This is a genomic window from Curtobacterium sp. L1-20, assembly GCF_048755855.1.
In the GTDB taxonomy this organism is placed as follows: Bacteria; Actinomycetota; Actinomycetes; order Actinomycetales; family Microbacteriaceae; genus Curtobacterium.
In genome coordinates, this window is sequence record NZ_CP151473.1 from 1,219,115 (window position 1) to 1,245,820 (window position 26,706).

Sequence of the window (26,706 nt, forward strand, 5' to 3'; positions counted from 1 at the left end):
CTCGACGGCGGCGTGACCGAGAAGTTCGCCGCGCTCGACGACTTCATCGGCGGGTACTTCCATCGGAAGTGGGCTGAGGCGGGCATGTCGCCGGTCGACGTGATGACACACTTCTTCGCGAACGCGCGGCGCGGCGAGATCCAGGCGGTAGCAGATGACGTCCGAGGGCTGCTCGAGCTCGACGACGAATCGATCGCGGCATGCCTCGTCGGCCTCGACTGCAACTACGACCCGGCGGAGGACAACTCGACAGATCGATCGGGGCTTGAGTGGATGCTGCGGCAGTTCGAAGCCCATGCCGAGGCGCCGGCACCGCCAGAGTCGGCGGTCGTGGGCAGTCCTGGTTGGCAACGAGCGTCGCGGCCGATTCGAGGAGCCAGTCCTCGCGTCGCCGTCGTGCGCTTCCTCACGAAGTACGGCGTCGGCGAGGGCAGGGCGAGTCGCTCCGAGTCCTGGTGGGCTCGTTTCCTGTGGAGGCTCGTCTGCGTCGGACTCGTGATCGCAGCGAGTGCCGTCCCGTACGAAGCTCGGACACCGTTCACGATCGCGTTCCTCGTGTGGCTCGCTGCGACCGCGATCCCGAACATCACGCTGCAGGCACGGCGGCTCCACGACACCGGGCGCAGCACGGTTCGACCGACCGGACGACCTGCTGCGCTGAACAGAGCAAGCGGCCGCCCACACCGGGTCGAAAGGGGGACGACCCGGTGTGGACGACCGCTCGCGGTCTGAGGGAGTGCGTCAGGCAGTGCGGAACGATCCCGTCGCCGTGCGCAGCGACCCGGTGGCGGTGCGGATCGAGGACGTCGCCGTACCGGGTCGGCGGAACTGCGCGTCGACGAAACGACCGAGCGCACGGCCGATGCCGGTCCCGGTGTAGCTGCCGATCGGACGCCAGGCGGCGGTCACCGCGTAGCCGCCGACCTCGTCGCGGGTCTCGAGGCCGGTCACGTAGGCGCCGCCCAGGGGGTTCTGACGGTTCTGCATGGTGCTCCTCGTCGTCGTGCCGAGGATCGACGGTCACCGGGCCGGCGACCGCGACGCCGTCGGCTTGATGACTTCATCCTACTGCCTTCTTTTGAATGAAGCAAAAGAAGATGGGCGTCAGCCGAGCAGCTCGCAGAACGTCCGGCCGCTCGCGGTCCAGCTCTGGCGCGCGGTCAGGCCGGCACGCTCCGCGTGGTCGAGCAGCGCGTCGACGCCGACCTCGGCCCAGGGGAACCCGGCGCTCTGGTGGCCGTCGGCGTCGATCACGCGAGCGGTGAAGGTGCGGTCGGCTGCGCGGTCGACGTGCGTCTCGACGATGACCCGGCCGCCGTCGCGGACGATCTCGCGACACCGGGTGAGCAGGGCCGTGGGGTCGCCGCCGATGCCGATGTTGCCGTCGATCACGAGCGCGGTGTCCCAGTGGCCCTCGTCGGGGATCGCGTCGAAGACGGAGCCCTGCACTGCGGTACCGCCCGACCGTCGAGCGATGGCCACGGCCTCGGCGGAGACGTCCACGCCGAGCGCGGGGATGCCGAGGGCCTGCGCGGCGACGAGCATCCGGCCCGGGCCGCAGCCGATGTCGATGACGGGGCCGTCGGCGCCGTCGAGGAGGGACCGGTCGACGCGGTCCGCCGCGGCGCTCCAGCGCCCGACGTCGAGCGTGACCGTCGCGTCGGGGCGGTCCGGGTCGGTGAGCCGGATCCGGCCGTCGGTCCGGAGCGCGCGGGCGTAGGGCTCGCCGCCGCCGGCGCCGAAGGAGACGGGTGCGTGCATGGTCATCGGAGGCTCCCCACCGTCTCGGCGTGCAGGGCGGCCGCGAAGCGGGAGTCCGGCACGAGGTCCGCCACGCGCTCGGCGTCGGGCACGGTGTCGACGTCCAGCAGCACGTCGAGCGTGCCGACGTCGAGGCCGGCGTCGGTCAGTCGGGCACGCTGCACCGCGCCCGTGTCGTCCTGGGACATCGGCACACCGCGGAGGTGCGCGCCGTCGGCCTCGCGCAGGTACAGCGCCCAGAACCCGCCGTCCTCGGCAGGGCCGAACCACGCGTCACGCGCGGGGTCGTCGAACACCGGCGCGACGTGTGCGGCGCTGACCTGCGGCGTGTCCATGCCGACGAGCAGCAGCGGGCCGTCGACGGCGTCGAACAGCGCTCCGAGGCGCTCGTCGAGCCCGCCGGTGGTCTGGTGGATGACGTCGAAGTCCTCGGCGCCGTCGGGCAGGACGGTGCCGTCGAAGAACAGCACGCGACGCGCGGCGGGCAGGGCTCGGACGGTCGCCAGCGTGTCGGCGAGACTGGCGGCCGCGACGCGGGCGGCGCCCTCCGGGGTCAGCGCGGGCGTGAGCCGGGTCTTGACCTTGCCGGGGAGGCACTCCTTGGCAACGACGGCGACCGTGACGTCCATCGTGCTGTCGGCGCTCATGCGCGGACCCCTTCCGCGGTCGCGGCGGTGGTCGCGGAGGCGTCGGAGGCGATCGGCGCGGTGGTGGAGGCGAGCGTCTGCCGGGCGCGGCCCGGTGCGACGACGCGGCCCCGCGCCTCCCGTCGGTACGCACGCAGCAGGCGGGACATGTCCTTGACCGCGTTGACGGTGCCACGGAGCGTCCCGGTGACCTTGCTGTCACCGATGCGCTGCGCGTACCCGATGTCGGACTCGTCCACACGCCACCCCGCGGCGTGCGCGGCGAGCACCATCTCGAGCGGGTAGCCGCTGCGGCGGTCGCGCAGGTCGAGGGCGACGAGGTCCTCGCGGCGCATCACCCGCATCGGGCCGAGGTCGCGGAGGCGGTAGCCGGTCGCGCGGTGCATGAGGACGGCGAGCACCCGGTTGGCGAAGCGTGCGTGCGGCGCCCAGGCGCCGGCGCCGGTCGGGACGCGGCGGCCGAGCGCCAGGTCGGTCCGGCCGGACGCGACACGGTCGACGAGCGGGACGAGCTCGGCGGGGTCCATCGACGCGTCGGCGTCGCAGAACGCGACGAAGTCCGCGGTCGCGGCGGCGACCCCGGCGGCGCAGGCCGAGCCGAAGCCCTTGACCGGTTCGGTGACGACCAGCGCGCCGTGTGCCCGAGCGACGTCCGCCGACCCGTCGGTCGACCCGTTGTCGACGACGATCGCGCGGTAGCCCTCGGGCAGGCGCGCGAGCACCTTCGGCAGGGCATCGGCCTCGTCGAGGCACGGCAGGATCACGTCGACGGTCATGTCTGCCATTCGGTGCCCTCCGGCGGACCGACTGGTGTCCGGGTGCGCCGCGCGCGTCGCGCCCGTGGCGGTGTCGGTCTCGTCGTCGGACGGCTCTCGTTGCATGCTTCGAGCCAACACGACGCGAGGCGTCGGGGTACAGGATCGACGTCCCCCGGAGGACGTTTCGCGCATCGGTCCGGCGTGCCCACCCCTGATCGGGGGACAGGGATGTCCACCCATGGACGGACGGGAGGCGCGGATCGGCCCGACCCGCGCCTCCCGTCCGTCGTGTGGTCCCGTCTGCTCCCGACTGCGCGCCTTCTCAGGCCGTCGGCCGGCTACTGCACGGCCGCACGGAGCGGCGCGGTGGCGAACTCGCGCATGCCGCGCTCGAAGTCGACCTCGGCGCGCCACCCCAGCTCCGACGCGATCCGGTCCGAGGAGGCCGTGACGTGCCGGACGTCCCCCAACCGGTACTCACCGGTGACGACCGGCTGCGGACCGTCGGGGCCGGCGATGGCCGCGGCCATCTCGCCGATGGTGTGCACGACGCCGGAGCCGACATTGTACGCGCGGAAGGACTCGGCCGGCAGGTCTGCGGTGGCCGCGATCGACGCGGCGTTGGCCCCCGCGACGTCCTCGACGTGCACGAAGTCGCGCCGCTGCCGACCGTCCTCGAAGACGCGGGGTGCTTCACCGCGGGCCAGCGCCGAGCGGAACAGGGACGCGACACCGGCGTAGGGGGTGTTCGCGGGCATCCCGGGTCCGTAGACGTTGTGGTAGCGGAGCGCGACGGCGCGACCGCCGGTGGCGCGGGCCCAGCTCGAGGCCAGGTGTTCCTGGGCGACCTTCGTCTGCGCGTAGACGTTGCGCGGGTCGAGCGAGGCGGACTCGTCGATCAGGCCCGGCACGAGGGGCTCGCCGTCCGGGCCCATCGGGTCGAAGCGTCCGGCGTCGAGGTCCTCGCGGCGCCGTGCGGGCGGACGGGTCGGTTCCCCCGTGGCGGTCGTGTAGGCGCCCTCGCCGTAGACGACCATCGAGCTCGCGACGACGAGTCGACCGATGCCGTGCCGGTCCATCCCGGCGAGGACGTGCGCGGTCCCGGCGTCGTTCGACGAGACGTAGTCCGGGGCGTCCTGGAAGTCGACGCCGAGCCCGACCTTCGCGGCCTGGTGGCAGACCACGTCGACGCCGTCGAGTCCGGCGTCGAGGGTGACCCGGTCGCGGACGTCGCCGTGCACGAACTCGATGCCCTGCTGCTGGTGGGCACGGACGACCTCGCCGGGGTCGCCGTGCACGTCGTCGCGGAGCGAGTCGAGCACGCGGACCTCGTGGCCGTCGGCGAGGGCGCGACGGACGATCGCGGAGCCGATGAACCCGGCGCCGCCGGTGACGAGCAGGCGGCTCACGAGCGGGCCGCCGGGGTGGTGGCGGGCGCGTCGGCGGAGCGTGCGACGGACTCGCTGGCGCCGGCCGGGACGAGCTCGCGCGGCGTGTAGTCGTCGGGGATCGCGGCGACGATCGACCCGATGGCGCGCACGATCACCTCGTTGGCGCGGGCGAGACGCTCCATCACCGCGCCGTGCGTGACGGGTGCCTCGGCGGCGTCCACGTCGTCCTCGGCGGGGGCGAGGCCGGCGTCGGCGTCCGTCACGAACGACAGGTTGACCGTACCGATCCCGAGCTCCGCCGCGAGGGGGACCTCGGGCGTCATCGTCATGTTGATGGTGTGGCCGCCGGCCTGGCGCATCCACAGCGACTCGGCGCGGGTCGAGAAGCGCGGGCCCTGGATCACGACGCAGGTGCCCGTCGGCCGGAACGGCACGTCGAGCTGCTCGATCGCCGTCACGGCCGCGCGCCGCAGCACCGGGTCGAACGGGTCGGCGAAGGACAGGTGCTGCACGGCGTCCTCGAAGAACGTGTCCGCGCGGCCCCACGTGCGGTCGATGAGCTGGTCGGTCACGACGAACGTGCCCGGGGCGTAGTCCGGGTGCAGGCCGCCGACGGCGCTGGAGGAGACCACGGCGCGGACGCCGAGTGACCGGAGCGCCCAGATGTTCGCCCGGTGGTTGATCCGGTGGGGCGCCACGGAGTGCGCGCGGCCGTGCCGGGTGAGGAACGCGACCCGCTTGCCCGCCATCGTCCCGATCGTGATCGGGCTCGACGTCGGACCGAACGGCGTGTCGACGTCGACCTCGTCCGCGGTGCCGGGTTCGAAGAGCTCGTAGAGGCCGGAACCCCCGATCACCCCGATGCCCACGGTCTCGTCCACAGCTCCGGTCGTGGTCACGTCGTTCTCCACAGGTCCTCCGAAAGGTCGTCGGCGCGTTCTGCGCGCTGGTTACGCTACTGAGACCGCCCCGGGACGACCCGGGAGCGGGCACACTTCCCACCTGTTCGGAGGCCCACGTGCGAACGATCGGTCAGCACCGCGACGCGGTCGTCGCGCTCGTCGCGCCGGTCTTGTCCGGCCGGAAGACGTCCGGCGCCGAGACTCGGAGCATCGCCGACCTCGCGACCGACGCCCGGTCCGGGCGGGGCCGCCGGGTGCTGGGACGGGCCGTCGTCGCACCGGCTCCCCTCCCGCCGTTCGACAACAGCCAGATGGACGGCTTCGCCGTCCGTGCCGCCGACGCGGGCAGCGTCCTGCGGGTGTCGGCGCCGATCCCCGCCGGGGTGGTCCCGCCGCCGCTCGACGCCGGCACGGCAGCGCCGATCATGACCGGCGCGCGGATCCCGGACGGGGCCGACGCGGTGTTCCCGGTCGAACGGACCGTGCCGGGCTCGTTCCCCGCAGCACTCGGGCTCACCGAGGTGCTCGTGCCGGACGACCTCGTGGTGGGCACCTTCGTCCGTGGCACCGGCACCGACCTGCCGCAGGGGGCCGAGCTCGCACCCGCCGGCAGTCCGGTGACCCCGGCGCTCCTCGGAGCGCTCGCGTCCGCCGGGGTCGGCTCCGTCGACGTCGTGCGTCGCCTCCGGGTCCTGGTGGTGTCGACCGGGTCGGAGCTCCGCGCCGACGGTGCGACGGCCGGCGCTGCAGTCACGTCGGCGATGATCGGCGACGCGAACGGCGTCGCGCTGTCCGCCGCGCTCGCCGAGGTCGGCGCCGAGACGCGCACCGTGCGGGTGCCCGACGACGAGACCGCCTTCCTCCGTGCCCTCGACGACGCCGTGGGGGACTGGGCCGACCTCGTCCTCACCACGGGCGGCATCAGCGCGGGCGCGTACGAGGTCGTGCGCCAGGCACTCGAGCCACGCGGGCTCGCGGTCACGCCCGTCGCGATGCAGCCCGGCGGTCCGCAGGCCGCCGGCACGGTGACGCTCGCCGGACGTCCGGTGCCCGTCGTCTCCTTCCCCGGCAACCCGGTCTCCGCACTCGTGTCGTTCGAGGTGTTCCTCCGTCCGGTGCTCGCCGCCGACGCCGGAGCCGACGACCGCGTGACCCAGGTCCTCCCCGCAGCCGAACCCGCGGACTCGCCCGCCGCCAAGCACCAGGTCCGACGCGGGCGCGTGCAGGACGGCCGCGTGCACTTCGTCGGCGGCCCCAGCTCGCACCTGCTCGCCCACTACGCCGCCGCCACCCACCTGGTGCACGTGCCCATCGGCACCGACACCGTCGCCCCCGGTGACCCCCTGACCGTCTGGAGCCTCCGATGACCGACCCACAGCTCTCCCACGTGCGTGCCGACGGCAGCGCGCACATGGTCGACGTCTCCGACAAGGACGTCACCGCCCGCTCGGCGACCGCCACGGCGACGGTCCGCACCCGGCCGGACGTCGTCGCCCGCATCCTCGACGGCTCGCTGCCCAAGGGCGAGGTGATCGGCACCGCCCGGATCGCCGCGATCATGGCGGTGAAGAAGACCTCGGACCTCATCCCGCTCTGCCACCTGCTGCCGATCGCTGGCGTCGAGGTGGACATCACCGGCGACGACGACCGGGTCGTGATCGAGGTGTCCGTGCGCACGACCTCGCGCACCGGTGTCGAGATGGAAGCGCTCACCGGCGCGAGCGTCGCGGCGCTCACCGTGTACGACATGGTGAAGGCCGTCGACCGTGCGGCCACGATCACGGACGTCCGGGTGCTCGAGAAGCACGGCGGACGCTCCGGGGACTGGAGCAACCGATGACCACGCAGCCGACCAGGGGCCGCGCCGGCGTGGTCGTCGTGTCGACCCAGGCGGCGACCGACGCCGCGCTCGACCGCACCGGGCCGGTCATCGCCGCCTGGCTGCGCGAGCACGACTTCACCGTGGGGGACCCGGTGATCGTGGCCGACGGCGGACCCATCGCCGAGACGGTCTCGGCCGAACTGCTGGCGGACGCCCGCGTCGTCATCACCACCGGCGGGACCGGCGTCACGCCGACGGACCGCACCCCCGAAGCAGTGGCCCCGCTCATCGACCTCGACCTGCCCGGCATCACGGAGGAGATCCGCCGCCGCGGTCTCGCGGGCGCCGGGCCGACCGCACTCCTCAGTCGCGGCGTCGCGGGGATCACCGGCGGCGGCGCACTCGTCGTCACCCTGCCGGGCTCCCGAGGTGGCGTGGCGGACGGGCTCGACGTGCTCGACGGACTGCTCGACCACGTGCTGGCGCAGGTGCACGGCGAGGGACACGCCCCACGGAGTGCGTCGTGACCGGGGCGCCGGCGAGCGACCGCGACGTGACCGGGGGGACTCCGGTCGACCGCGTCGTCGTCGCTGACGTCGTCGACCGTGCGATCACCGTCGACGAGGTCTCGGCCGTCGTCGCCACCGACCAGGACGGCGCCGTCGTCACGTTCGCCGGGGTCGTCCGCGACCACGACGAGGGCAAGGGCGTGCACGCGCTCGAGTACGAGCGGCACCCGAGCGCCGGGGACGTCATCGCCGCCGTCGCGCGTGAGATCGCCGATGCGCACCCGGAGGTCCGGGTCGCCGTCCTCCACCGCGTCGGGGCCCTCGGCATCGGGGACGTCGCGCTCGCCGCAGCGGTGTCGTCGCCGCACCGGGCCGAGGCATTCGCGGCGTGCGGTGCCCTCGTCGACCTCGTGAAGGACCGCGTGCCGATCTGGAAGCACCAGCGGTTCACCGACGGGTCGGACGAGTGGGTCGCCGCGCTGTGACGGGTGTCCGGCCGAGCCGCGCGGGGCGGACCCGGTGACGGAAACGGCTGCGGCGGCGGAGTGGCGCTGGGCGCGTGCCGACGAGCAGGCGCGCCTGGTGCTCGCGGCGGAGCCGCCGAGACGCCTCCCCGTCCTGGCGGTCGGCGCACTCGTCGCCGTGGTGCTCGTCGTCGTGCTCGGGGTCGCGCTGGCGACCCCGCCGGACTCGGCGCCCCGCTGGGCCGTGGCCGTCGTCGGCGCCGTGCTGGGCTTCGCCATGGTCGGTGTCGACGTCGTCCGGACGGTCCGCGGTAGCAGGAGGCGTCCCGAACTGCTCCCGGTCATCTCGTCCCTGACCGGACGAGAGCAGCGCGCGGTGGGCCGTGCCGTCCACGGCCGGGTGGTGGCTCCGGCGGACCGGCTCCGGGTCGTCCGTGCTGCGGCGGTGCAGACCGCGAGTGGTCAGGGGGTCCTGGTGGCGCTCGGACTCCTCCTCGTCATCGGCAGTGTCGCCGGCACCGGCGCCGGCGAGACAGGGTCCTGGTTCGTGGTCGCGACCGCCGCGCTCGTCCAGCTCGTCTCCGCGGTCGTCGCGCTCCGCGCCGTCGCTGCCGCCCGGCGCTTCGTCGGCTCGGAGCCTGTGGATGCCCGCAGGAGTTCGTTGTCGGATCGCAATCCCGGCACGCGTTCGGGGCGTAGCGACGGTTCCTAGCCGATCCATAGACTCGCTGCTCATGAGCGTGCTGCTGTACGGGGCCTCGATCGTCCTGTTGGTCTTCGCCCTGATCGACATCCTGACCAGGGGCGCCGACCAAGTGCGTGGCCTGCCGAAGGTCGCATGGGTGTTCCTCGTGATCCTCGTCCCCGTCGTCGGCAGCATCGTGTGGTTCGCCGTCGGGCACGACTGGAGCGCGAACGACCGGAACCACGGGCGGTACCTCGAGCCGCAGCGCCACGAGGACCGGTACGCGAGCCTGGGGCACGCCCGTGCCGCCCACGGCGACAAGCGCGTCACCGGTACGGAGCAGGAACTCGCCGAGCTCGAGCGCGAGATCGAGTACTGGGAGGCGCAGGCGCGTCTGCGACGTGCCAAGGAGGCCGCCGGCGAGGGTGAGCCGACGCCGGGGAACTGACCTCCGTGTCCGGGCCGGCAGGCGACCGCGACGTCGTCGCCGATGCGACCTGGGACCGTGTCGCGGACAACCTCGCCGGACGGACGCCGACCGACCCGGCGCGGCGCCGCCGGATCTGGGTGACGGTGCTCGCGGTCGGCTCCGGCATCGCCGCCGTCGCGGGCGTCCTGGTCGCTCTCACCGTGTCCACCGCCGTCATCTCGTGGATCGGTGACAGCCGGACCGGTTGGCCGTCGACGGTGGCCCTCGTGCTGCAGGTCGCCGGGATCCTGGCGTTGATCGTCGGCGTGGTCTGGGTGCTTCGCCGCGACGAGTTCCCGCGGGCGCTGGACCCCACCGCGGGTGTCGGACGAGCAGAGCGGCGGCAGATCACCGGGATGACGCGCGGCTCGATGCCCTACCCGCCTCGAGAGGTGCAGACCGTGCACGCACTCGCGACGCTCCGGCTGCAGCAGACCGCCCGCACGACAGCAGGACTGCCAGGACTCCTGTTGATCTCGATCTCGCAGGTGTTCGAGCGCGAGTGGTCGCCGTTCTCGGTCCTCGAGTGCGCCCTGTCGGTGTTCCTGCTCGGAGTGCTCGTCGTCACCCGGCGTCTCCGGCGACAATGGCGTGCCGTGGTGGCGGAGACGCGACCCGCCGGCGAGGGCGAGCCGACGCCAGGGAGCTGAGCCGCGCCTCCAGGCCGCCCGTCGTCAGCAGGGGAAGCGGCGGCCGGGCCGGTCGCTGGTCCGCGCGCTGACTCGTCCGCGGTTCCTGCGCTGCGGCGGTACGCCATCGTCGCTGTCGTACGACGTCGACCGTGTCGTTCCTGCGCGCGCGCAACGGTTGCCGACGCGCGACAGCGACACAACCGATGTCGTACGACGTCGACCGTGTCGTCCGATGTCGGTGCCGACCGAGCACCACGCAGCCCACGCACCCCGCTCCGCGCAGGCCGCGCACCCCGCACCCGCCCGCGCCGCCTACCCTTGACGGGTGGCTCATCTCCTCGGCGCCGAGAACCTCCATCTCGAGTTCCCCACCAAGGTCGTCTTCGACAGCGTCACCCTCGGCATCGACGAGGGTGACCGCATCGGCGTGGTCGGACGGAACGGCGACGGCAAGTCCACGCTGCTCGCCCTGCTCTCCCAGCGACTCGAGCCGGACGGCGGCCGCGTCACGCACCGTCGCGGGCTGACCGTCGGGTACCTCGACCAGCGCGACATCCTGCCCGCCGGCGAGCTCGTCGGCAGTGTCGTCGTCGGCGACCGGGAAGAGCACGAGTGGGCCGGCGACGCGAAGATCCGCGACATCATCGGCGGCCTGGTGTCCGACATCCCCTGGGACGCCAGCGTGGACGACCTGTCCGGCGGCCAGCGTCGGCGCGTGGCGCTGGCGCGGCTGCTCGTCGGCGACTGGGACGTCCTGTTCCTCGACGAACCCACGAACCACCTCGACGTCGAGGGCATCCAGTGGCTCGCCGAGCACATCAACCGTCGGTGGTCGGCGAACCAGGGCGGCATGGTCGTCGTGACCCACGACCGGTGGTTCCTGGACGCCGTGTCGACCGACACGTGGGAGGTCCACGACGGCGTCGTCGACCCCTTCGAGGGCGGCTACGCGGCGTACATCCTGCAGCGCGTCGAGCGGGACCGGCAGGCGGCTGCGAGCGAGCAGCGCCGGCAGAACCTCGCCCGCAAGGAGCTCGCGTGGCTCCGTCGCGGTGCCCCGGCCCGGACGAGCAAGCCGAAGTTCCGCATCGACGCGGCGAACGCGCTGATCGACGACGTCCCGCCGATCCGCGACACGGTGGCGCTGGCGAAGACGGCGACCGCCCGCCTCGGCAAGGACGTCGTCGACCTGCTCGACGTCAGCGTCTCCTTCGAGGACACCGAGATCCTCGACCGGATCGAGTGGCGGATCGCGCCGGGGGAGCGCACCGGCATCCTCGGCCCGAACGGCGCCGGCAAGTCGACCCTGCTGAACCTGGTGTCGGGGCGGCTGCAGCCGACGAGCGGTCGGGTGAAGACGGGCAAGACCGTCCAGGTGGCGGTGCTCGACCAGCAACTCGCCGATCTCGCGCAGTTCGCGACGGACCGCGTCCGCGAGGTCGTGGCCCGCAAGAAGACGAGCTACGTCGCGGACGGCAAGGAGATGACGCCGTCGCAGCTGCTCGAGCGGCTCGGCTTCACGTCGGAGCAGCTGTCCACCCCGGTGAAGGACCTGTCCGGTGGGCAGAAGCGCCGGCTGCAGCTCATGCTCATCCTGCTCGACGAGCCGAACGTGCTCATCCTCGACGAGCCCACGAACGACCTCGACACCGACATGCTCGCCGCGATGGAGGACCTCCTCGACACGTGGCCGGGCACCCTGCTCGTGGTCTCCCACGACCGCTACCTGCTCGAGCGCGTGACCGACCAGCAGTACGCCGTGCTCGGCGGGCACCTCCGGCACCTGCCGGGCGGCGTCGACGAGTACATGCGGCTCCGCGCGGCCGGCACCGGTGGCGGGACCGCATCAGCGGCTGCCGCCGCGTCAGCCGGGAGGCCCGACACGGCTGGCGGGACGGCTTCCGGTGGTCCCGGGGCCGGCTCCACCGCTCCTGGTGCGTCCGGCGGGTCCGGTGCGTCCGCCGCGTCCGGCTTGACCGGTGCGGACCGGCGCACGGCCGAGAAGGAGATGTCGGCGCTGGACCGCAAGATCGCCCGCGTCGGGGACGAACGGAAGAAGCTGCTCGACGCGTTCGCGACCCACGACCAGTCCGACTACGCCGGGCTGGGGGAGCTGCAGGCGAAGCTCGCGGCGCACGAGGCCGAGATCGAGCAGCTCGAGGAGCGCTGGCTCGAGGTCGCGGAGCTGCTCGGGGTGTAGCCAGCTCGAGGTCGCGGGGCTACTCGTACCGAGCCGTCGCGTCGCCGGGGACGGTCCGGGGCCCGCTCGCGTCAGGCGCCGATGCAGCCGATGTCGGACTCGGCGTGGCCCGTCCCGATGCCCACGCCGAACGACGCCGGGTCGGTGACGGTGCGGACCGTCCCCAACGGCCCGACCGTGGTGACGACGAGGCCGTGGACCCGTCCGGCGTCCGCACCGTCCCGCAGGACGATCCGGCCCACCACGTCGAGTTCGCCGTGCGCCGGCACCACGAAGCCGCTGTCCACGGGGACGGTGCGGCCGTAGTCCTCGGGGTGGTCCGGGTCGTCGGTGACGACGAGCCCGGAGCTGTGCTCGCTCGGTGCGGTCGCGATGGCGAGGTGCGAGAGCGTCACGTCGTGCAGCTCGGCCGCGCGGGCGGACCGGACGCGGACGCCGTGACCGGTGTCGTTGTGGAACTCGGCGAGGAACCACGCCGCAGCGGACGTCGCGTCGTCGGGGTAGGTCCCGCAGACGCCCCCGCCGAGGTCGTTCGTCGACAACCCGCTGCCCGGCGTCACCGCCACGCCGAGTCCGACGGCCAGCACGACCGCTCCCACCGTGCTCGCCCCGAGGATGGTCCGCCCCACGTCCATGTCGCCACCGTAGGGCATCTCGGCCTCCCCGCGCTGCCCCCTACCCGCGATCGGACGACGTCGGCGCACCGCCGCCGCAGCGCCACAACGCGGCCGCGAGGCGGTCGATCTCCGCACGGGCAGCGGGGTCCGACGTGCCCTCCGCGAAGACGGTGAAGGCGATCCGGTCGCCCCCGACCTCGTCGGTGACGCCGGTCAGCCCGAACATGTCGTCGAGCGTCCCCGTCTTGCCGCGGACGTGCCCCCGGGCGTCGGCGGCCGGACCGGTGAACCGTCCGTGCTCGCCGAGCGTGCCGGTCTCGCCGGCGACCGCGAGGCCCGCGTCCACCGGAGCGAGCCCGTCCCGGTGCGTCGCGACCGCGCGCATGAGCGTGGTCAGCGTCGACGCCGGCACCCGGTTGTCGCCGCTCAGGCCCGAACCGTCCACGAGCCGGAGTCCGGCGGTCGGGATGTCGACGTGCCGGAGCGCCTTCGTCGTGCCGGCCTGGATCGCGTCGAAGGACCGACCCGTGCCCTCGGCGACCGCGACGTGCCGCGCGAGCACCTCCGCGAGGGTGTCGTCCGAGTGCGTGAGCAGCGTCCGCACCAGGTCCGACACGGTCGCGGACCGCACCGAACCGAGCGTGCGGGACCCCGACGGCACCGCGACCGAGGTCGTCTCGACCCGGACGCCCGGTCCGAGCAGTGCTGCGAAGGCCGATGCGGCGCGGGCGACGGCGGCGGTGCTCCGGAGCGAGTAGGCCTCGGTGGGGTCGTCGCGGTCGCCGTCGACCATCAGGGCGGTGATGTTCGAGACGCTGCCGCTCGTCCGGGCGCTCGCGGTCCACGTCGGGTGCCAGGCCCGACCGTCGAACAGGTCGGTGTCGACCTGGACGACGTCGATCGGACCGGGATGTGCCGTGCTGACCTGGCGCGCGAGGTCGTCCAGGTGCGGGGCGCTCGGGTACACGCCGTCCTGCCCGGTCGGGAGCCGACTCAACGTCGGGTCGCCGCCGCCGACGAGCACGACGCTGTCGGGTGTCGCGCCGGACACGACCCGCGTCGTGAAGCGGTGGTCGGCGCCCAGGGCGCTCAGCGCCGCCGACGCCGTGAGGAGCTTCATCGTGCTCCCGGTCTGCGTCGGCTCGTCCCCGCGCACGGCGAGGACCGACTTCCCGGTGCGGACCGACCGGGCGTCGAGGAACAGCTGTCCGGTGCTCCAGCGGTCGGCGAGCGACGGCGCCGTGCAACGCTGCTCGGTCGCACCGGCGCGCTCGTAGGAGTCCCCGATGGCGGTGGTCGCGACGGCGATGCCGCCGACGACCAGTGCGAGCACCGTCGCCAGGGCGATGGTGTGCGGGTAGCGGCGGAGGAGGTCGCGGGTCCTGGTCACCCGTTCATGGTCGCGAGCAGCGGCGTCGGCGGGCATCGGCCCGGCGGGTGAAGTGAGCCCTCCTCGTTCAGCCGTGAGGACCAGACGCGGCCGACCGAGGTGCGCGGGTCGTCAGTCCCCGAGCCCGAGGATCAGCCTGCGCAGCAGGCCGGACAGCTGCCCCTGCTCGACGTCGGCCAACTCGGACAGGATGTCCCGCTCGGCGGCGAGCAGGTCCGCGATCGCTCCGTCCACCGCGGCACGCCCCTCGGCCGTGAGCGAGACGAGGATGCCCCGGCCGTCGCGCGGGTCGGTGCGTCGCGCCACCAGACCACGGGCCGCCAGCCGGTCCACCCGGTTCGTCATCGTCCCGCTCGTCACGAGGGTCTGCTGCAGGAGCGTCTTCGGACTCAGCTCGTACGGATCGCCTGCTCGCCGGAGCGCCGACAGCACGTCGAACTCCCACGGCTCGACGTCGCTCTCGTCGAACGCCGCCCGCCGGGCCCGGTCGAGGTGCCGGGCCAGCCGGTCCACCCGCGACAGGACCTCGAGGGGACCGAAGTCCAGGTCGGCGCGTTCCCGTCCCCACGCAGCGACGATGCGATCGACCTCGTCCTCCTGCGGCATCCCTCCATCTTGGCCGACGCGAGGGCTGCGCGGCCAGCCGGAGCCCGATGTCGCGCAGGATCAGTGCAGTGCGCGCAGCGCGGACCGGATCATCGAACTCCCGTCGGCGAGCAGGAGCCTGCAGTCTTCGCGACTCAGGTGTCGCAGTGCGCCGCCGGCAGCGCGGTCGAGTGAACCAGCGTCCCAGAGCGGGACGTCGATCGCGCGGGAGAGGACGAGGTCGAGCGTTGCGCGCATCGACTGCGGCAGCATCGGGTGCCGCAGTGCGGTGCGGCGCGAGTAGGCGCGGTTGAACGCCAGCGCGCACTCGGTGACGTCCCGGTCGTTCCCGTCCGCCAGGGCCACGAGCAGCGCGTCGACGGCGTCGAGCAGTTCCGCCTTCGCGTCGGACACCCGTCGGTGCATGCTCTGGATGCTCCGGACGAGCGCCGTCGCAGCGGCGAGGACGACGGTGACGAAGACCGTCGTGGTCCCGATGCCGACCTCGCTCGCGACGGCGATCGCGGCCGCTGCGTACGCGGCACCGACGAGACAGGTGATCACCACCGGGAACAGGACGCTCCCGCGTCGGAAGCTGATCACGCCGGAGTACTCGGGGACCCTCGCCTGCGCGGTGGTGAAGAGCATCGCGAGGGACATGGAGGCGAGCACCGCGCTCAGGCCGACGATGACGGCAGCGGGAGGCGCGTCGTCACCGAACCAGAACCGCTGGGTCGGACCCGGGACGACGGCCGCGAGGGTCCACGCTCCCGATGCGCCCGCCAGGCCCGCCAACGCACCGCTCGCCCAGAAGAGGACGACCAGCACCCCGTCCATGAGCGGGAACACGCGACGCCACTGCGTCGCCGTGAAACCCGCCGCCGCGCAGTAGGAGCTGACGGCCACGAGCACGGCCGTCACCGGGACGACCACGAGGCTCACGAGTGACGGCGATGCCAGGGTGACGACGAGCAGGGCGACGCTGACGACCAGCACGGCGGACGCGACGACTGCAGCCGCTGTCCGGACCACCTGCGGGTGGTGCGGTCTCCGGACGCGATTCGGCACCACGAGGAGATCGACGACCTGCGGGAACGTCGGAACAGGCGTGCGCGGAGACGGCCGTCGCCCCGAGACGGTGAACATGCCGGAACCGTACGGGGCACGACCGACACCGTCGGCATGGGAGGATGGTCGGGCACTCCGCGGGGTGTGTTCCGCCTTGGTGTAATGGCAGCACGACGGCCTTTGGTGCCGTTAGGTCCGGGTTCGAATCCTGGAGGCGGAGCTCCGGCCCGGTCCTGGTTCCCCCAGCTGAGAGTGCAAAATTGAAAGGAGGGGACGTCTGCTCTCGTGGTGATCTTCCGGCTGCTGCATCGACCTCGGTTCCAATGGCGGTGAGATCGACCAGAGATCGCCAGCTTGCGACGTCCCGCGTCGAGCGCACTCAGTTGAAGGATCCACCCGCGACCGGCAGGAAGCTGCCCATCACCCTGACGCAGCATCTCGCTGACATGCTGTGGCACACCGGCACCACGAGCACCCAGATCCTCCGGGAGCAGCGAGACCGCTTCGAGAGCGACCCCGCCCTACCCGACCCGGACGACCCCATCTTCGCTCAGTCGTTCATGCGCTGGTGCCGCACCGCCGCCGACGCGGTCCTCCTCCTCGCCTAGGAGCAAGCCGCCGGCCACGCCACGACCAAGCTTTGGGACCTCGACCAAGACGAGCGCGTCGTCCTCAGCACCCGCATCCACGAGTAGACGTCGAAGGCCAACCGGGAAGGGCTGAGCCTGCGAACCGCAGCACGGGCCCGATGAACCTGACTGCTTGTATGGGCTCGCTGGACCCTGTGCATGCGGCCACTATCCGGTTGACCGGATGAGCGTTATCGGCGCCGGGTGGCAACCACCGTAGAGCGGTGGTGCGCGACACCACGACGCCCCTTCCCACCATACGACCAGATCATCGCTAACTTGGTGAGCGTGGATCGACTACTGAATCAGCAGCGTCAAAGCGATGGCGCAGCCGCATCCACAAGAGCCAGCGTCGACAGCGACCCAGCTCCGCAGGTAGTTGAGCTCGCGAGCCTAGGGCCCGGATTCGACCAGGCGCGACACGGTATTTACGTCGACTTGGTCATGGCAGCTGTCGCTCGACCAGAAGGGAATCAGACGGAGGGACAGTCAGGTCCCTCTCTGAACCTTGCCGTCACCGGGCCCTATGGGGCTGGCAAGAGCAGCATTCTTGGTGAAGTGCAACGTCAGATCGGCGACGAAAGGAGCGTTTCCTTGTCGTTGTCCACACTGACGTCGATTGATCCGACGCTCAACAAAAAGGCCGACGAAGACGGTAAGCCGCTTCCCAGTACGAATCACATACAGAAGGAGATCATCAAGCAGCTGCTCTACAGTGCGGCACCCGGCGCGACTCCGGAATCTCGGTTCCAACGCATCGAGCCGTTCACACGAGCAGCCGCCATCCTATCCGCGATCGCGGGGGGTGTTGGGTTCTTCGTCATCGCGACCCTAGCGGGAATCGTGGAACTGTTCCGGACGAGGATGACGGCGGGCAACCTGATAGCCGCCTGGATTGTCGACATCGTGCTGGCCGTCGCACTGGGGATCGCGTCCTGGCTCGTCGTGCGGGCGCTTCACGCGCGGGTACGCATCGGAACGGTGAGCGCCGGTCCTGCCAGCATCTCCCTGGCAAACCCCGACCGTTACTTCTTCGATCAGTTCCTTGACGAAGTGGTCTACTTCTTCGAGGCCACGAAGATCGAAGTCGTGATCCTGGAGGACATCGACAGGTTCGAGGATGTAGATATCTTCGACTCACTCCGCGGTCTGAACGACTTGCTGAATCGATCCAAACGGATCGGCCGACCCATTACCTTTGTGTACGCAGTCCGGGACAGCGTATTCGCGGATATCGACGCGCGCACTGCTTCGGCTCGAGGTGCATCCGATGCAGACGGCGCCCGCACGAAGTTCTTCGATCGGATCGTGCCGGTCGTGCCGTTTGTGACTCGCCGCACCGCGCAGGACCTACTCGCGCCCCTCCTGGCGAAAGTGGCATTCCCTCCCAACGAGTTGGTGCTGCGCACGGTCGGCCCTCACTTGGGTGACATGCGCATCATTCGAAACGTGGTCAACGAGTATCGAGTTTTCGCAGATCGACTACTGACGGAACGTAACCCACTCGAGCTCGACCGCAATCACCTTTTCGCCATCGTGGCGTACAAGAACCTCGCGCCGCGAAGTTTCGAACGTATTGCCCGAGGAGAGAGCGAACTGGATGACGCGCTACGGCGTCTCGATGCCGCTCGCCTGCACACGATGGCCGTCCTTGGTGCGGAAATCGACATGCTGCTTTCCCGAGACCAGCTTACGCGACGCATCGAGCAGGACATCAAGACGGCACAGGAGCAGCTGCTTCGCGTCCTTCAGGCGGGCTACCGGGGAACAGTGGCAAACGCGAGACTGAGCCTTGGTGGCACGACCTACTCGCTCGGAACTCCTCTCCCTGAGCCGTTCTGGGCCGCGCTGGCCAATACGACCGGCTGGGAGACGCTCAGCCAGCCGGGGCAGGCATCGACGAATGTCGACGTCGAAGAGCTGCGGGCGGCGCTCCTGGACCTCCTCCCGAAGGGTGGATTCGAGGAAGCGAATCGCACCCGGACCGACAGCGATCGCGCCGTCCTCGAAGCCCGTCGAGAGGCATTGCGCTGGGCCTCCTTGCGCGACCTCATCACCGATGCAAGCTTGCAGCTACGGCTACCGAGAACCGGAGAGGGCGAATCCGACCCGTCCGACGCGAACGTTTCCGCAGTGACGGGTGCGGACATCTTGACCGATGCCGGCGTCTCGGCGATCGCTATTGCTTTGATGAGGGCAGGCTACATCGACCGCGACTTCGTCCTTCACGTCGCTGCGTTCGAAGGGACGACGACGAGCGTAAATGCGATGACTTTCGTCATCCGTCAAGTGGACCGCGGTGAGCCCGATCCCATCTATAGATTCGACGGCGACCGCGACATGGAAGCGGTGCTGCTTGAGGTCGGCGACAGCCTTTCATCACAACCTAGTGTTCTCAATCTGCAACTCGTGAGCTACATTGCCGACAAACGTCCTGATCTGATCGGCGACATTGCCGACTTGATCGTGGACCGAAGGGATCACGCGGGCGACTTCCTCCGGCTCTATCTCAATGACCCGGCCGCAAACATGCTCGTCTTTGCTGCGGTCGCGACACGCGACGAGTACCTCCTGAGCTTCATCGCTGCCGCGGACCGAACTGCGGACGCTCCGACCCGACAAATTGTGAACACCGTGCTCGAGAACGCGAGCAGGATCGCGGTCGGCGACCGCGCTGAGGACATCGCGGACCTTCTGCTGCCGGTGATCAACGAGCTTCCATTGTGGAAGCGAAACGTCGGACACGCTCAATCCGAGGTGATCGCCGACGTGATCGATGCGGTCGGCATCTCGCTGGCCAACATCCGTCGATTCAAGCCGGCGCAGCGACGAGCGATTGCCGTCCGAGCCCGATTCGATTTCACCGCCGCCAACCTGAAGGCCGCGACTCAGTCGGCCGCTCCGGTCCCAGCGATTGATGAGCTGTTCCGCCTCGGCGATGCCGTGAAGACGAGGCTCCGCGAGAACCTCGTCACATACATCGGACTGTGCCGCGACCACTCGGCGTCTGCTATCACGAACGGCGACGAGCTGACCGGGGTCGTCGCCTGGCTTATTGAAAGCAGCGATGAAACCGCGCTCGAATCGGTGCTCGAATGTACCGATGACAGCGTCGTCGTCGGGGACGTCACACTGCTGCCGAAGGATACGTGGCCGGTCCTTGCTAGAACAGGGCACGTCGCTGCGACAGCGGGAAACCTCATTGCTCTTCACGGCCTCGACATGGTCGTTGCTCACAATTGGCTCCTCAGTGTCTCCGCGCTCGACTGCACGTCCGATGTCGAAGCGCACGAGGCGGCGCTAATCATCGGAGAGGCGTCGCCGATCAATGCAGACGATCGCGTCGACCTGATCGCGACGTTGAAACCGTCGCCCATCGCCGCGAGCGAATTTGGAAGCGGAGCGAGGACGATTCTCGGGCTTCTCGTCGATCGCGGAGTCGTCCCCGACAGTCTGGCTACGCTCGAGGACGCTGCCGATCGTGGGTCGAGGCCAGTGCGCGATGTGCTGGCGGTGTCAGCACACCCTGCCGCCTTCGCCGAATCGATCGACTGGGACCGGCCGTGGCTAGCAGAGGTGTTCAACGACGGCCGTCTTGCTGCCGACACCCTTACCGTCGTAGCAAAGACAACGCTCGAAGCGACGTCCATGTCTCGGGATGCTGCCTCGGCCGTTGTTGCATTTGAGTTGGCCGCGCATGGTGACGTCGATGGAGAAGGCCTGCTCAGGCTCGCCAACGCTTTGCGTGGGCAGACGCCGATGCTTCGACTCCTGGCCGCAGGGCTCCCTCGCCTCGACTATTCAGAGGTCCGTGCAATTCTCGTCTCGATGGGCGGCGCGTGGGAGCGCCTGACCCGCACGGGCTCGAGCGGAGTGACTGTAGCCGATACTACGGAGAACAGGCAGCTGCTCGAGTGGCTTCTTCATCGCGCGGACTCTCCAGTAAGAAAGGTCGACCATGACAAGCGCGGCCGGCTTCGGAGCGCATACGCGCATCCGAGGGAATGAACCTACTCCGCTTCCGCATACGGGCGAAGGCCGACGTACCCGACGGGCTCGAGGTCGTTGTCGCGGTACCGGAGCTGCCTTGGCTGCACTGGTTCGGTTGGGCCGAGCAGAGATCCGGCGCGGACGAGTCGGAGCGTCATGGGTTCTTGCCGACACGCTTCGTGCGTCGCGGCGACGACGGCCTGTAACGGTTGACCACGGGGAGCCAGTCGGTGGGTGTGGTGGGTCGCCAGTCCATGTGGACAAGTCGAGGAGGCGATGGTTGTAACGGGACTGGATGTCGTCCCGGACTGCTGAGGTTCGGTTGACTCCTGAGAGGTAGGGGCATCGGCTCCACGTGGCTGACCCTCAAACGCTCGCAGTGGTGGGAGCGTCCCGCGTCCATGTCTGGTTGCGCGGTGGCCGATGATCAGTACTGCGCGGCCTCTTCTGGGGGCATCTGAAGCCTTTGGTGCGGCGGCTCCCTCGTGGGATGCTCATGTTCGGCCGTGGATGCTACTTCTTATTGCCCGGCCGAACCCGACCCGAGGGCAGAGGACTACCCGATGACCGAGTACACGACCAAGTGGAAGCCCGCCAAGGCGGAAAGGAAGGCCGCCACCGCACGGGAAGTGCTCCTGCCCAGTGAGGACGTCTGGTTCCTCGGCGTTTGCAACAACCTTCGACCCTTCATCTCTGAGGTCGCGCTGACTTCGCTCCGCTTGGTCGGTCTGCAGGAACGCTCAATCAACTTCGAGGTCCGGTACGCCGACATCGCGAACGTCGTGTTCGACCCCAAGAAGGAAACCCTCGAGGTCACCTCACGAGCGGGAGTCCGCACGGTCCTGAAGATGGTGCCCAGGGCCGATCACGACGTGATGTCGCGGTTTGTGGACGAGGGTCGGTCATCGACGCCGCCCGAAGAGCTGCTCCAGGCAGCTGATGCGGCTGCAGACGAGGCCGCTGCGTCTACTGCTCGCATCGAGGCGGCGAAGGGGGCGGAATGGCCCCACTCGATCGTCAGAGGAAAGCTCGGACGGAAGGCGAGCGAAGCGATCCTGCGCCAGTGCCACGAGGATGAGCAGCCCTGGTTCATCCTCACCTCCTCAGTCGGAGCTGGCACGCTCGCGGCGTTCGATGACAGAGCGGTCATCATCAAGACTGGTGCCCTGACGAGCTTCATGGCTGGCTCGCTGGGAGGCGAGCGCTCGGCGACCTTCCACTTCACCGACATCACGGGCATCGAGTACAACTCCGGCTTTGTGAATGGCGTGCTGGAGGTGCTCACGCCGAGCTACAGCGGCACGGCGAATCACGACTTCTGGAGCGGTGCTGGCAAGTCCCGCAACTCTGCAGCGTCTGACCCGTACACGCTGAGCAACGCCTTGCCCTTGTCGAAGCCGGAGTACAACGCATGCCTCGGCGAGATCAACGAGCTGAAGGCTCGCATCAGCCGAGCGAAGGCACCCACCGTGCTCGTTGCACCGGCCCCAGCGCCGGTTGCCGACGGGCTGGCCGAGCAGATCCAAAAACTCGCCGACCTTCGGGCCGCCGGAGTGCTTTCCGACGATGAGTTCGCCAGCGCGAAGGCTCGCTTGATCGCCCAATAAGGGCACTCGCCGGCGCTGTGCGTTGTGAGCGGGAGAGGATCAGCCGGGTCGTGAGGGAGAGGACAGTCGTTGAACGACGAGCACGTGCGGTATGAAACAAAGACCGTGAACGCTTTCCGCGGTCGTGAGGGGAAGACGCGGTCGAAAATGGAACAGGACGGGTGGGAACTCGTCCAGCAGAACCTGGGTGCGCTTCGGTCAAGTCTCGTCTTCCGCCGGCCGAAGAAGCCGCTTCCGAAGAAGGCGCTGATGATCGGCGGTTCCGTGGCCGCTGTCGCCGTTATCGGTATCGTCATCGGAGCGCTCACGGAGGGAGATCCTGCGCCTGTCGAGACGGCAACCGCGATCGCGAGGCCGGAAGCCCCCGCAGGAGCAACCACCTCTGCCGTGCCGACACCTTCGGCCACTGCAACTACAGGGGCTGCAACCGCCTCCGCCTCGACTCATGCCCCAGCTGTAACTGAAGCCGAGGTGCTTGAAGCCTTCAACGACTACTTCGCCGAGCGTTCTTCGACGGGCGTCGTCCTCGCCAAAGCCGTCTCCCAAGTTCGCTTCGAGGGTGGGATTGTGCAGGTGACCTTCGACCCTGCCAAGGCCGGGCTCACGAGGGACCAGTTCGACTACATCAACCCGTTCCCGAACCTCGCGAAGTTCGCCGCCACCCCGATCGCGTTCGACGATGAGGTCGGCAACCGCATCAGGCCGTCCGTGCAGTCAATCGCCACAATGGCTTCAGACGGATCACCTCTCGGCTCCTTCACCCACGACCAGATCCTCGCGCTCAACGAGCTCGAGCGCTGAGGCCACCCGCGATGACAGGGCTCGCGGCGGCCGCACAACTGGCGGCACTCATCTCCATCGTCGTCACGGTCGCGCTGTTCGCGTACACGCAGATAACGACCGTCCGCGCCGGCCGATCGCAGGCGCGGGAGGCGGCCGTGATCGAGGTACTCGACGCACTCGACCGAATCACAAGGCGCCGCACTTGGCCGACTGTGGCGAGGCTCTGGCACAAGCCAGAGTTGGACTACGCGCTCCTTGTCCCACGACTCCTCGTTGGACTGCCCGAACGCGACAGGGCGATCGCCACGTGGCTTGCCACCCAGGTCAACCTGATGAACGCCGCGTCCACACAGAGCCAGGTCTTCAAGGTCGCCCTCGAGGCGAGCAGCCGTATCGCGAACTGGCACATCGGCGAAGTGCCAACGTCGTGGTTCGAAAGCGCGGTCCGCGCGCACTCACCGCGCAAGCCACGCGGGAATCTCAGAGTGCTCATGACCAGTATCGCGGCCGCAGCCGGGCTGGTAGCGACTGGCCTGACTGCCAGCGCGGTCGTCGGAGTCGGCGCCGGTCTGGCGCAGCTCCGCGTTCGGAAGGCGGCCGACAACGGCTGACGTCGCGGTGCCGTGGAACAGAATCCCGATACCCGTGGAACGCCCGTCAGTACTGGGATCCGCGATCCGCGCCACCACTGGCATCCGCGAATAGACCGAACACCTCGCTCCACCAGCCGGACGCCCGGCTCGCCTCAGCCGTGACCAGGACCCTGGCGCCCGTGCACTCCGCTGCGTCCGCAGACGAGCCAGGCCGGTGCCCGCGCTGCTCCGCGCAGGAGCGCGCCGTCGGACGCCCGGTGATCGGAGCCGATCGATCGCGCATCTCGTGCACCATCCTGCAGTGTGCACCGGCACTTTCTGCCTGAGTGCACGATACGCGCAACGTCGTTGCGCGATTCGAGCAGGAGTGTCAGGATGGCCTCCTCGCTCCCAGCACGCGGCGGAAGCGCCAGGCCCAGCGCGGCGCTGCACAGCGAGGCCCGTTCACCGAAGAACTGCACCAGCCCACTGGTGCCCACCGTCAGAGTCGACTGGAGGACCCCCGCATGCGTGACTTCGATGGGCTGTTGCGAGCCCGGTCCGACGGGGGAGCCGAAGCGCTCCTGCCGACGCCGACGGTGCAGTGCCACGCGGCGAACCTCGCCTTCCTGCCCGGCGGTGACCTCGCTTGTGTGTGGTTCGGTGGCACGCAGGAGGGCGTCTCCGACATCTCCATCCACCTGTCGCGGCTCCCCGCCGGGACGGACCGCTGGCTCGAGCCCGAGCAGTTGAGCTTCGACTCGACGCGTTCCGAGCAGAACCCGATCCTCTTCACCGCGCCGGACGGCGCCGTCTGGTTGCTCTACACCGCCCAGATCGCCGGGAACCAGGACACCTCCGAGGTGCGGCGTCGGGTCTCCCGCGACGGCGGCGCGACGTGGAGCGAGCCGACCGCGCTGCTCGGCGCCGACGCGCCCGTCGGGGTGTTCGTGCGCCAGACGCCCGTCGTGCTCGAGAGCGGCCGAATCCTGCTGCCGGTGTTCAACTGCCGGACGGTGCCGGGCGAGAAGTGGGTGGGCAACGACGACACCGCGTCGGTCTGGTACTCGGACGACGGCGGGGACACCTGGTCCGAGGTCGCCGTGCCCGAGTCGAGCGGGTGCGTGCACATGGACATCGTGCCGCGCGCGGACGGTGTGCTCTGGGCGTGCTTCCGCTCCCGCTGGGCGGACCACGTGTACGAGTCGTCGTCGGTGGACGGCGGGATGACGTGGGAACCGTGTCGTCCGATCGACCTGCCGAACAACAACTCCTCGATCCAGGCTCGCTCCCTCGACGACGGCCGGATCGCGATGGTGATGAACCACGCGAGCAAGGACGACGCGACGAGTCGCCGGGTCTCCTTGTACGACGAGATCGACGACGAGGGCCTCGCCGCCGACAGCGGCCCGCGGGTCGCCGAACCCGCCCTCGACGCCGAGGGTCCCAGCGCGTTCTGGGGTGCTCCGCGCGCCCCGATGACCCTCGTGGTCTCGAGCCCAGACGGCCGCTCCTGGCCGACCGCCTACGACATCGAGAACGGCGACGGCTACTGCCTCTCGAACAACAGTCGTGACGGCGTCAACCGCGAGTTGTCCTACCCCTCCGTGCTACCCGACCCGGCCGGCGGGCTCCACATCGCCTACACCTGGCACCGGAAGTCGATCAAGCACGTCCACCTGCCGGCCGACGTCCTCGCGGGGATCGTGTCGACGCGATCCACCTCCGCCGGTCCGGACCTCTCTGCGAAGGAGCAGCGAGCATGACCCTCCCCATGGTCTTCGCACTCGCGATCACCGTCTTCATGATCGTGTTGATCATGATCGACCGCCTGCCGTTCGGCGTCCCGCCGTTGATCGCCTGCCTGCTGATGGTGGTGTTCAACGTCGTGCCGATCAACGTCGCCTTCAGCGGGTTCGCCAACGCGACGATCATCATGCTCGCCTCGTTCATGGCGGTGATCGCCGCGTTGCAGAAGACCGACCTCGTATCGGGCTTCAAACGGATGATCACCCGACTCGGGACGAAGGGCGGCTTCCGGGCCTACGTCCTGATCGTCGTGTTCGTCATGCTGGGGTGCAGCATCTTCGGCACCGGGTCCACGGCCTACTACGTCCTCGTGATCGGTCTGCTGTCGACGCTCGCCTACAACAAGAAGCTGCCGCCGTCGAAGGTCCTCATGCCGGCCGGCTTCGCCGCGAACCACCCGATGCTGCCGTTCAACGTGGCGCTGCAGTACGGCATCGTCACCGCGGTGCTCGAGGCGACCGGCGTCCGCGAGAACATCGACCTCGTCCGGTTCTCGATCGTCAACCTGGTGCTCAGCCTCGGGTTCCTCGTCTGGTGCCTCGTCGCGTACCGCCTGCTGCCGGACCACCCCATCGGCGACGACGAGACCGGCACCGACAGCACGGCCGAGGCGAAGGAGCCGGCGACCGTCGGTGCCCGCAGCGCCTCGGTGGGCGACGCGGCCACGTCCGGCGTGCACGCCTCTTCCTCGACGGTCGACCCGGCGACACCCGGTCCCCACGCCGCCGAGGCGAACGCGACCGCGATCGCCTCGTCGAGCGCCACCGCGACGGTGACCGCGCCGACGCTGGACCGTCGGAAGCAGCTGGCGACGTACGCCTGCTTCGTCCTGGCCATCGGCGGCATGATCTCGTACAGCTACATCGGTGACGCGGGCTACGCGATCACGGGCCTCTCCGTAGCGATCCTGCTGGTGCTGAAGGTCCTGGACTTCACCGAGATCCGCGACGCCATCAGCCAGCCGATCATCATCATGTCGGCGGGCGTCATCGGCATCGCCGAGGCGCTGGGCGCGACCGGGCTCACGAAGCTGGTCGGCGAGTCCGTCGCCGGACTGCTCGGCGGGAACGTCAGTCCCTTCCTGCTGGTGTTCGCGTTCTGTGTCCTGACGAGCGTGCTCGCCACCCTCACGGGGTCGACGATCGGCACGGTGTACGTCTTCGCGCCGCTGGCGATCGCGACCTGCGTCAGCCTGGACCTCAACCCCGCGGCCGCGGCGGTCGCCATCGTCATCTCCGGGTGGAACGGCCACTTCCTGCCGATCGACGGGCTCCCCGCGATGGTGATGGGCGTCGGCAAGTACTCGCTCATCCAGTTCTGGAAGTTCACCATCCCGATGTACTTCATCCGCCTGCTGGCCCTGACCGCCGGCGCCCTCCTGCTCTTCCCGATGTGACGAACCCGATGTGACGAACC

The 26,706-nt window shown here is 69.9% G+C and carries 26 protein-coding genes, 1 tRNA gene and 1 pseudogene; 18 read left to right on the forward strand and 10 right to left on the reverse strand.

Annotated elements, in window-relative coordinates:
- The first annotated feature begins 12 nt into the window (after positions 1–12).
- Positions 13–732 (forward strand): contact-dependent growth inhibition system immunity protein, encoded by a 720-nt coding sequence (locus tag AAEP86_RS07330; protein WP_420369886.1) that lies wholly within the window; start codon positions 13–15, stop codon positions 730–732.
- A 9-nt stretch (positions 733–741) separates the two neighbouring features.
- Here the strand turns inward: AAEP86_RS07330 and AAEP86_RS07335 are convergent, their stop codons facing one another.
- The 6 genes from AAEP86_RS07335 to AAEP86_RS07360 all read right to left on the reverse strand — a co-directional run bounded on the left by AAEP86_RS07335 (position 742) and on the right by AAEP86_RS07360 (position 5,456).
- Positions 742–987, reverse strand: coding sequence for a hypothetical protein (locus AAEP86_RS07335; protein ID WP_420369887.1), 246 nt, complete (start codon positions 985–987; stop codon positions 742–744).
- Between the two features lie 117 nt (positions 988–1,104).
- A complete protein-coding gene (locus AAEP86_RS07340) occupies positions 1,105–1,767 on the reverse strand; it encodes a class I SAM-dependent methyltransferase (RefSeq protein ID WP_420369888.1) in 663 nt (220 codons plus the stop codon).
- Positions 1,764–2,408 (reverse strand): TIGR04282 family arsenosugar biosynthesis glycosyltransferase, encoded by a 645-nt coding sequence (locus AAEP86_RS07345; protein WP_420369889.1) that lies wholly within the window; start codon positions 2,406–2,408, stop codon positions 1,764–1,766. Before AAEP86_RS07345 ends, AAEP86_RS07340 begins: the two co-directional genes overlap by 4 nt.
- Entirely contained in the window at positions 2,405–3,193 is a 789-nt protein-coding gene (locus AAEP86_RS07350; RefSeq protein ID WP_420369890.1) for a glycosyltransferase family 2 protein, read from the reverse strand. Before AAEP86_RS07350 ends, AAEP86_RS07345 begins: the two co-directional genes overlap by 4 nt.
- A 311-nt stretch (positions 3,194–3,504) precedes the next feature.
- Positions 3,505–4,575: an NAD-dependent epimerase/dehydratase family protein gene (locus AAEP86_RS07355; protein ID WP_420369891.1), complete on the reverse strand. Its 1,071-nt coding sequence runs from the start codon at positions 4,573–4,575 to the stop codon at positions 3,505–3,507.
- Complete coding sequence (locus AAEP86_RS07360; RefSeq protein WP_420369892.1) at positions 4,572–5,456, reverse strand: MTAP family purine nucleoside phosphorylase; 885 nt, start codon at positions 5,454–5,456, stop codon at positions 4,572–4,574. Before AAEP86_RS07360 ends, AAEP86_RS07355 begins: the two co-directional genes overlap by 4 nt.
- Positions 5,457–5,575: 119 nt before the next feature.
- Here AAEP86_RS07360 and AAEP86_RS07365 point away from each other — a divergent pair, with 119 nt between their 5' ends.
- From AAEP86_RS07365 to AAEP86_RS07405, 9 genes and pseudogenes are all read left to right on the forward strand, one after another.
- Positions 5,576–6,826 carry a molybdopterin molybdotransferase MoeA gene (locus tag AAEP86_RS07365; protein ID WP_420369893.1) on the forward strand — a complete coding sequence of 417 codons (1,251 nt, stop codon included), beginning with the start codon at positions 5,576–5,578 and terminating at the stop codon, positions 6,824–6,826.
- On the forward strand, positions 6,823–7,299 hold the full coding sequence (gene moaC, locus AAEP86_RS07370) for a cyclic pyranopterin monophosphate synthase MoaC (RefSeq protein WP_420369894.1): 477 nt from the start codon (positions 6,823–6,825) through the stop codon (positions 7,297–7,299). The genes AAEP86_RS07365 and moaC overlap by 4 nt, the downstream gene beginning before the upstream one ends.
- Entirely contained in the window at positions 7,296–7,808 is a 513-nt protein-coding gene (locus tag AAEP86_RS07375; protein ID WP_420369895.1) for a MogA/MoaB family molybdenum cofactor biosynthesis protein, read from the forward strand. The genes moaC and AAEP86_RS07375 overlap by 4 nt, the downstream gene beginning before the upstream one ends.
- On the forward strand, positions 7,805–8,275 hold the full coding sequence (locus tag AAEP86_RS07380) for a molybdenum cofactor biosynthesis protein MoaE (RefSeq protein ID WP_420369896.1): 471 nt from the start codon (positions 7,805–7,807) through the stop codon (positions 8,273–8,275). Before AAEP86_RS07375 ends, AAEP86_RS07380 begins: the two co-directional genes overlap by 4 nt.
- A gap of 34 nt (positions 8,276–8,309) precedes the next feature.
- Entirely contained in the window at positions 8,310–8,966 is a 657-nt protein-coding gene (locus tag AAEP86_RS07385) for a hypothetical protein (protein ID WP_420369897.1), read from the forward strand.
- Between the two features lie 22 nt (positions 8,967–8,988).
- Complete coding sequence (locus tag AAEP86_RS07390; RefSeq protein WP_420369898.1) at positions 8,989–9,387, forward strand: PLD nuclease N-terminal domain-containing protein; 399 nt, start codon at positions 8,989–8,991, stop codon at positions 9,385–9,387.
- 5 nt (positions 9,388–9,392) lie between these two features.
- A complete protein-coding gene (locus AAEP86_RS07395; protein WP_420369899.1) occupies positions 9,393–10,058 on the forward strand; it encodes a hypothetical protein in 666 nt (221 codons plus the stop codon).
- Between the two features lie 409 nt (positions 10,059–10,467).
- Positions 10,468–10,834: pseudogene (locus tag AAEP86_RS07400) on the forward strand (ATP-binding cassette domain-containing protein); the annotation flags it as partial.
- 56 nt (positions 10,835–10,890) lie between these two features.
- Positions 10,891–12,240 (forward strand): ABC-F family ATP-binding cassette domain-containing protein, encoded by a 1,350-nt coding sequence (locus tag AAEP86_RS07405; protein ID WP_420370457.1) that lies wholly within the window; start codon positions 10,891–10,893, stop codon positions 12,238–12,240.
- Between the two features lie 71 nt (positions 12,241–12,311).
- On the opposite strand, the gene AAEP86_RS07410 is transcribed toward AAEP86_RS07405, so the two are convergent.
- The 4 genes from AAEP86_RS07410 to AAEP86_RS07425 all read right to left on the reverse strand — a co-directional run bounded on the left by AAEP86_RS07410 (position 12,312) and on the right by AAEP86_RS07425 (position 15,864).
- Positions 12,312–12,875, reverse strand: coding sequence for a hypothetical protein (locus AAEP86_RS07410; protein WP_420369900.1), 564 nt, complete (start codon positions 12,873–12,875; stop codon positions 12,312–12,314).
- Between the two features lie 40 nt (positions 12,876–12,915).
- Positions 12,916–14,247, reverse strand: coding sequence for a D-alanyl-D-alanine carboxypeptidase/D-alanyl-D-alanine-endopeptidase (locus AAEP86_RS07415; protein WP_420369901.1), 1,332 nt, complete (start codon positions 14,245–14,247; stop codon positions 12,916–12,918).
- A gap of 111 nt (positions 14,248–14,358) precedes the next feature.
- On the reverse strand, positions 14,359–14,853 hold the full coding sequence (locus AAEP86_RS07420) for a MarR family winged helix-turn-helix transcriptional regulator (RefSeq protein WP_420369902.1): 495 nt from the start codon (positions 14,851–14,853) through the stop codon (positions 14,359–14,361).
- Positions 14,854–14,913: 60 nt separating this feature from the next.
- A complete protein-coding gene (locus AAEP86_RS07425) occupies positions 14,914–15,864 on the reverse strand; it encodes a hypothetical protein (protein WP_420369903.1) in 951 nt (316 codons plus the stop codon).
- Between the two features lie 184 nt (positions 15,865–16,048).
- On the opposite strand from AAEP86_RS07425, the gene AAEP86_RS07430 reads away from it, so the two are divergent.
- The 8 genes from AAEP86_RS07430 to AAEP86_RS07465 all read left to right on the forward strand — a co-directional run bounded on the left by AAEP86_RS07430 (position 16,049) and on the right by AAEP86_RS07465 (position 26,686).
- A tRNA-Gln gene (locus AAEP86_RS07430) sits at positions 16,049–16,120 on the forward strand.
- 226 nt (positions 16,121–16,346) lie between these two features.
- On the forward strand, positions 16,347–16,508 hold the full coding sequence (locus tag AAEP86_RS07435; protein WP_420369904.1) for a hypothetical protein: 162 nt from the start codon (positions 16,347–16,349) through the stop codon (positions 16,506–16,508).
- A gap of 465 nt (positions 16,509–16,973) precedes the next feature.
- On the forward strand, positions 16,974–20,537 hold the full coding sequence (locus AAEP86_RS07440; RefSeq protein ID WP_420370458.1) for a hypothetical protein: 3,564 nt from the start codon (positions 16,974–16,976) through the stop codon (positions 20,535–20,537).
- Between the two features lie 545 nt (positions 20,538–21,082).
- Positions 21,083–22,126, forward strand: a complete 1,044-nt coding sequence (locus tag AAEP86_RS07445) for an SHOCT domain-containing protein (RefSeq protein ID WP_420369905.1) — start codon at positions 21,083–21,085, stop codon at positions 22,124–22,126.
- Positions 22,127–22,195: 69 nt separating this feature from the next.
- A complete protein-coding gene (locus AAEP86_RS07450) occupies positions 22,196–22,927 on the forward strand; it encodes a hypothetical protein (RefSeq protein ID WP_420369906.1) in 732 nt (243 codons plus the stop codon).
- Between the two features lie 11 nt (positions 22,928–22,938).
- Positions 22,939–23,520: a hypothetical protein gene (locus AAEP86_RS07455; RefSeq protein WP_420369907.1), complete on the forward strand. Its 582-nt coding sequence runs from the start codon at positions 22,939–22,941 to the stop codon at positions 23,518–23,520.
- Positions 23,521–24,008: 488 nt separating this feature from the next.
- Positions 24,009–25,247, forward strand: a complete 1,239-nt coding sequence (locus AAEP86_RS07460; protein WP_420369908.1) for a sialidase family protein — start codon at positions 24,009–24,011, stop codon at positions 25,245–25,247.
- On the forward strand, positions 25,244–26,686 hold the full coding sequence (locus tag AAEP86_RS07465; RefSeq protein ID WP_420369909.1) for an SLC13 family permease: 1,443 nt from the start codon (positions 25,244–25,246) through the stop codon (positions 26,684–26,686). The genes AAEP86_RS07460 and AAEP86_RS07465 overlap by 4 nt, the downstream gene beginning before the upstream one ends.
- The last annotated feature ends 20 nt before the right edge of the window (positions 26,687–26,706 follow it).

Bases quoted from the DNA above. Each gene is read 5' to 3' on its own strand.
- AAEP86_RS07335 (WP_420369887.1), bottom strand. From the start codon at position 987: ATGCAGAACCGTCAGAACCCCCTGGGCGGCGCCTACGTGACCGGCCTC.
- AAEP86_RS07340 (WP_420369888.1), bottom strand. From the start codon at position 1,767: ATGACCATGCACGCACCCGTCTCCTTCGGCGCCGGCGGCGGCGAGCCC.
- AAEP86_RS07345 (WP_420369889.1), bottom strand. From the start codon at position 2,408: ATGAGCGCCGACAGCACGATGGACGTCACGGTCGCCGTCGTTGCCAAG.
- AAEP86_RS07350 (WP_420369890.1), bottom strand. From the start codon at position 3,193: ATGGCAGACATGACCGTCGACGTGATCCTGCCGTGCCTCGACGAGGCC.
- moaC (WP_420369894.1), top strand. From the start codon at position 6,823: ATGACCGACCCACAGCTCTCCCACGTGCGTGCCGACGGCAGCGCGCAC.
- AAEP86_RS07375 (WP_420369895.1), top strand. From the start codon at position 7,296: ATGACCACGCAGCCGACCAGGGGCCGCGCCGGCGTGGTCGTCGTGTCG.
- AAEP86_RS07390 (WP_420369898.1), top strand. From the start codon at position 8,989: ATGAGCGTGCTGCTGTACGGGGCCTCGATCGTCCTGTTGGTCTTCGCC.
- AAEP86_RS07405 (WP_420370457.1), top strand. From the start codon at position 10,891: ATGGTCGTCGTGACCCACGACCGGTGGTTCCTGGACGCCGTGTCGACC.
- AAEP86_RS07410 (WP_420369900.1), bottom strand. From the start codon at position 12,875: ATGGACGTGGGGCGGACCATCCTCGGGGCGAGCACGGTGGGAGCGGTC.
- AAEP86_RS07420 (WP_420369902.1), bottom strand. From the start codon at position 14,853: ATGCCGCAGGAGGACGAGGTCGATCGCATCGTCGCTGCGTGGGGACGG.
- AAEP86_RS07435 (WP_420369904.1), top strand. From the start codon at position 16,347: ATGCTGTGGCACACCGGCACCACGAGCACCCAGATCCTCCGGGAGCAG.
- AAEP86_RS07440 (WP_420370458.1), top strand. From the start codon at position 16,974: ATGGCAGCTGTCGCTCGACCAGAAGGGAATCAGACGGAGGGACAGTCA.
- AAEP86_RS07445 (WP_420369905.1), top strand. From the start codon at position 21,083: ATGACCGAGTACACGACCAAGTGGAAGCCCGCCAAGGCGGAAAGGAAG.
- AAEP86_RS07455 (WP_420369907.1), top strand. From the start codon at position 22,939: ATGACAGGGCTCGCGGCGGCCGCACAACTGGCGGCACTCATCTCCATC.
- AAEP86_RS07460 (WP_420369908.1), top strand. From the start codon at position 24,009: ATGCGTGACTTCGATGGGCTGTTGCGAGCCCGGTCCGACGGGGGAGCC.
- AAEP86_RS07465 (WP_420369909.1), top strand. From the start codon at position 25,244: ATGACCCTCCCCATGGTCTTCGCACTCGCGATCACCGTCTTCATGATC.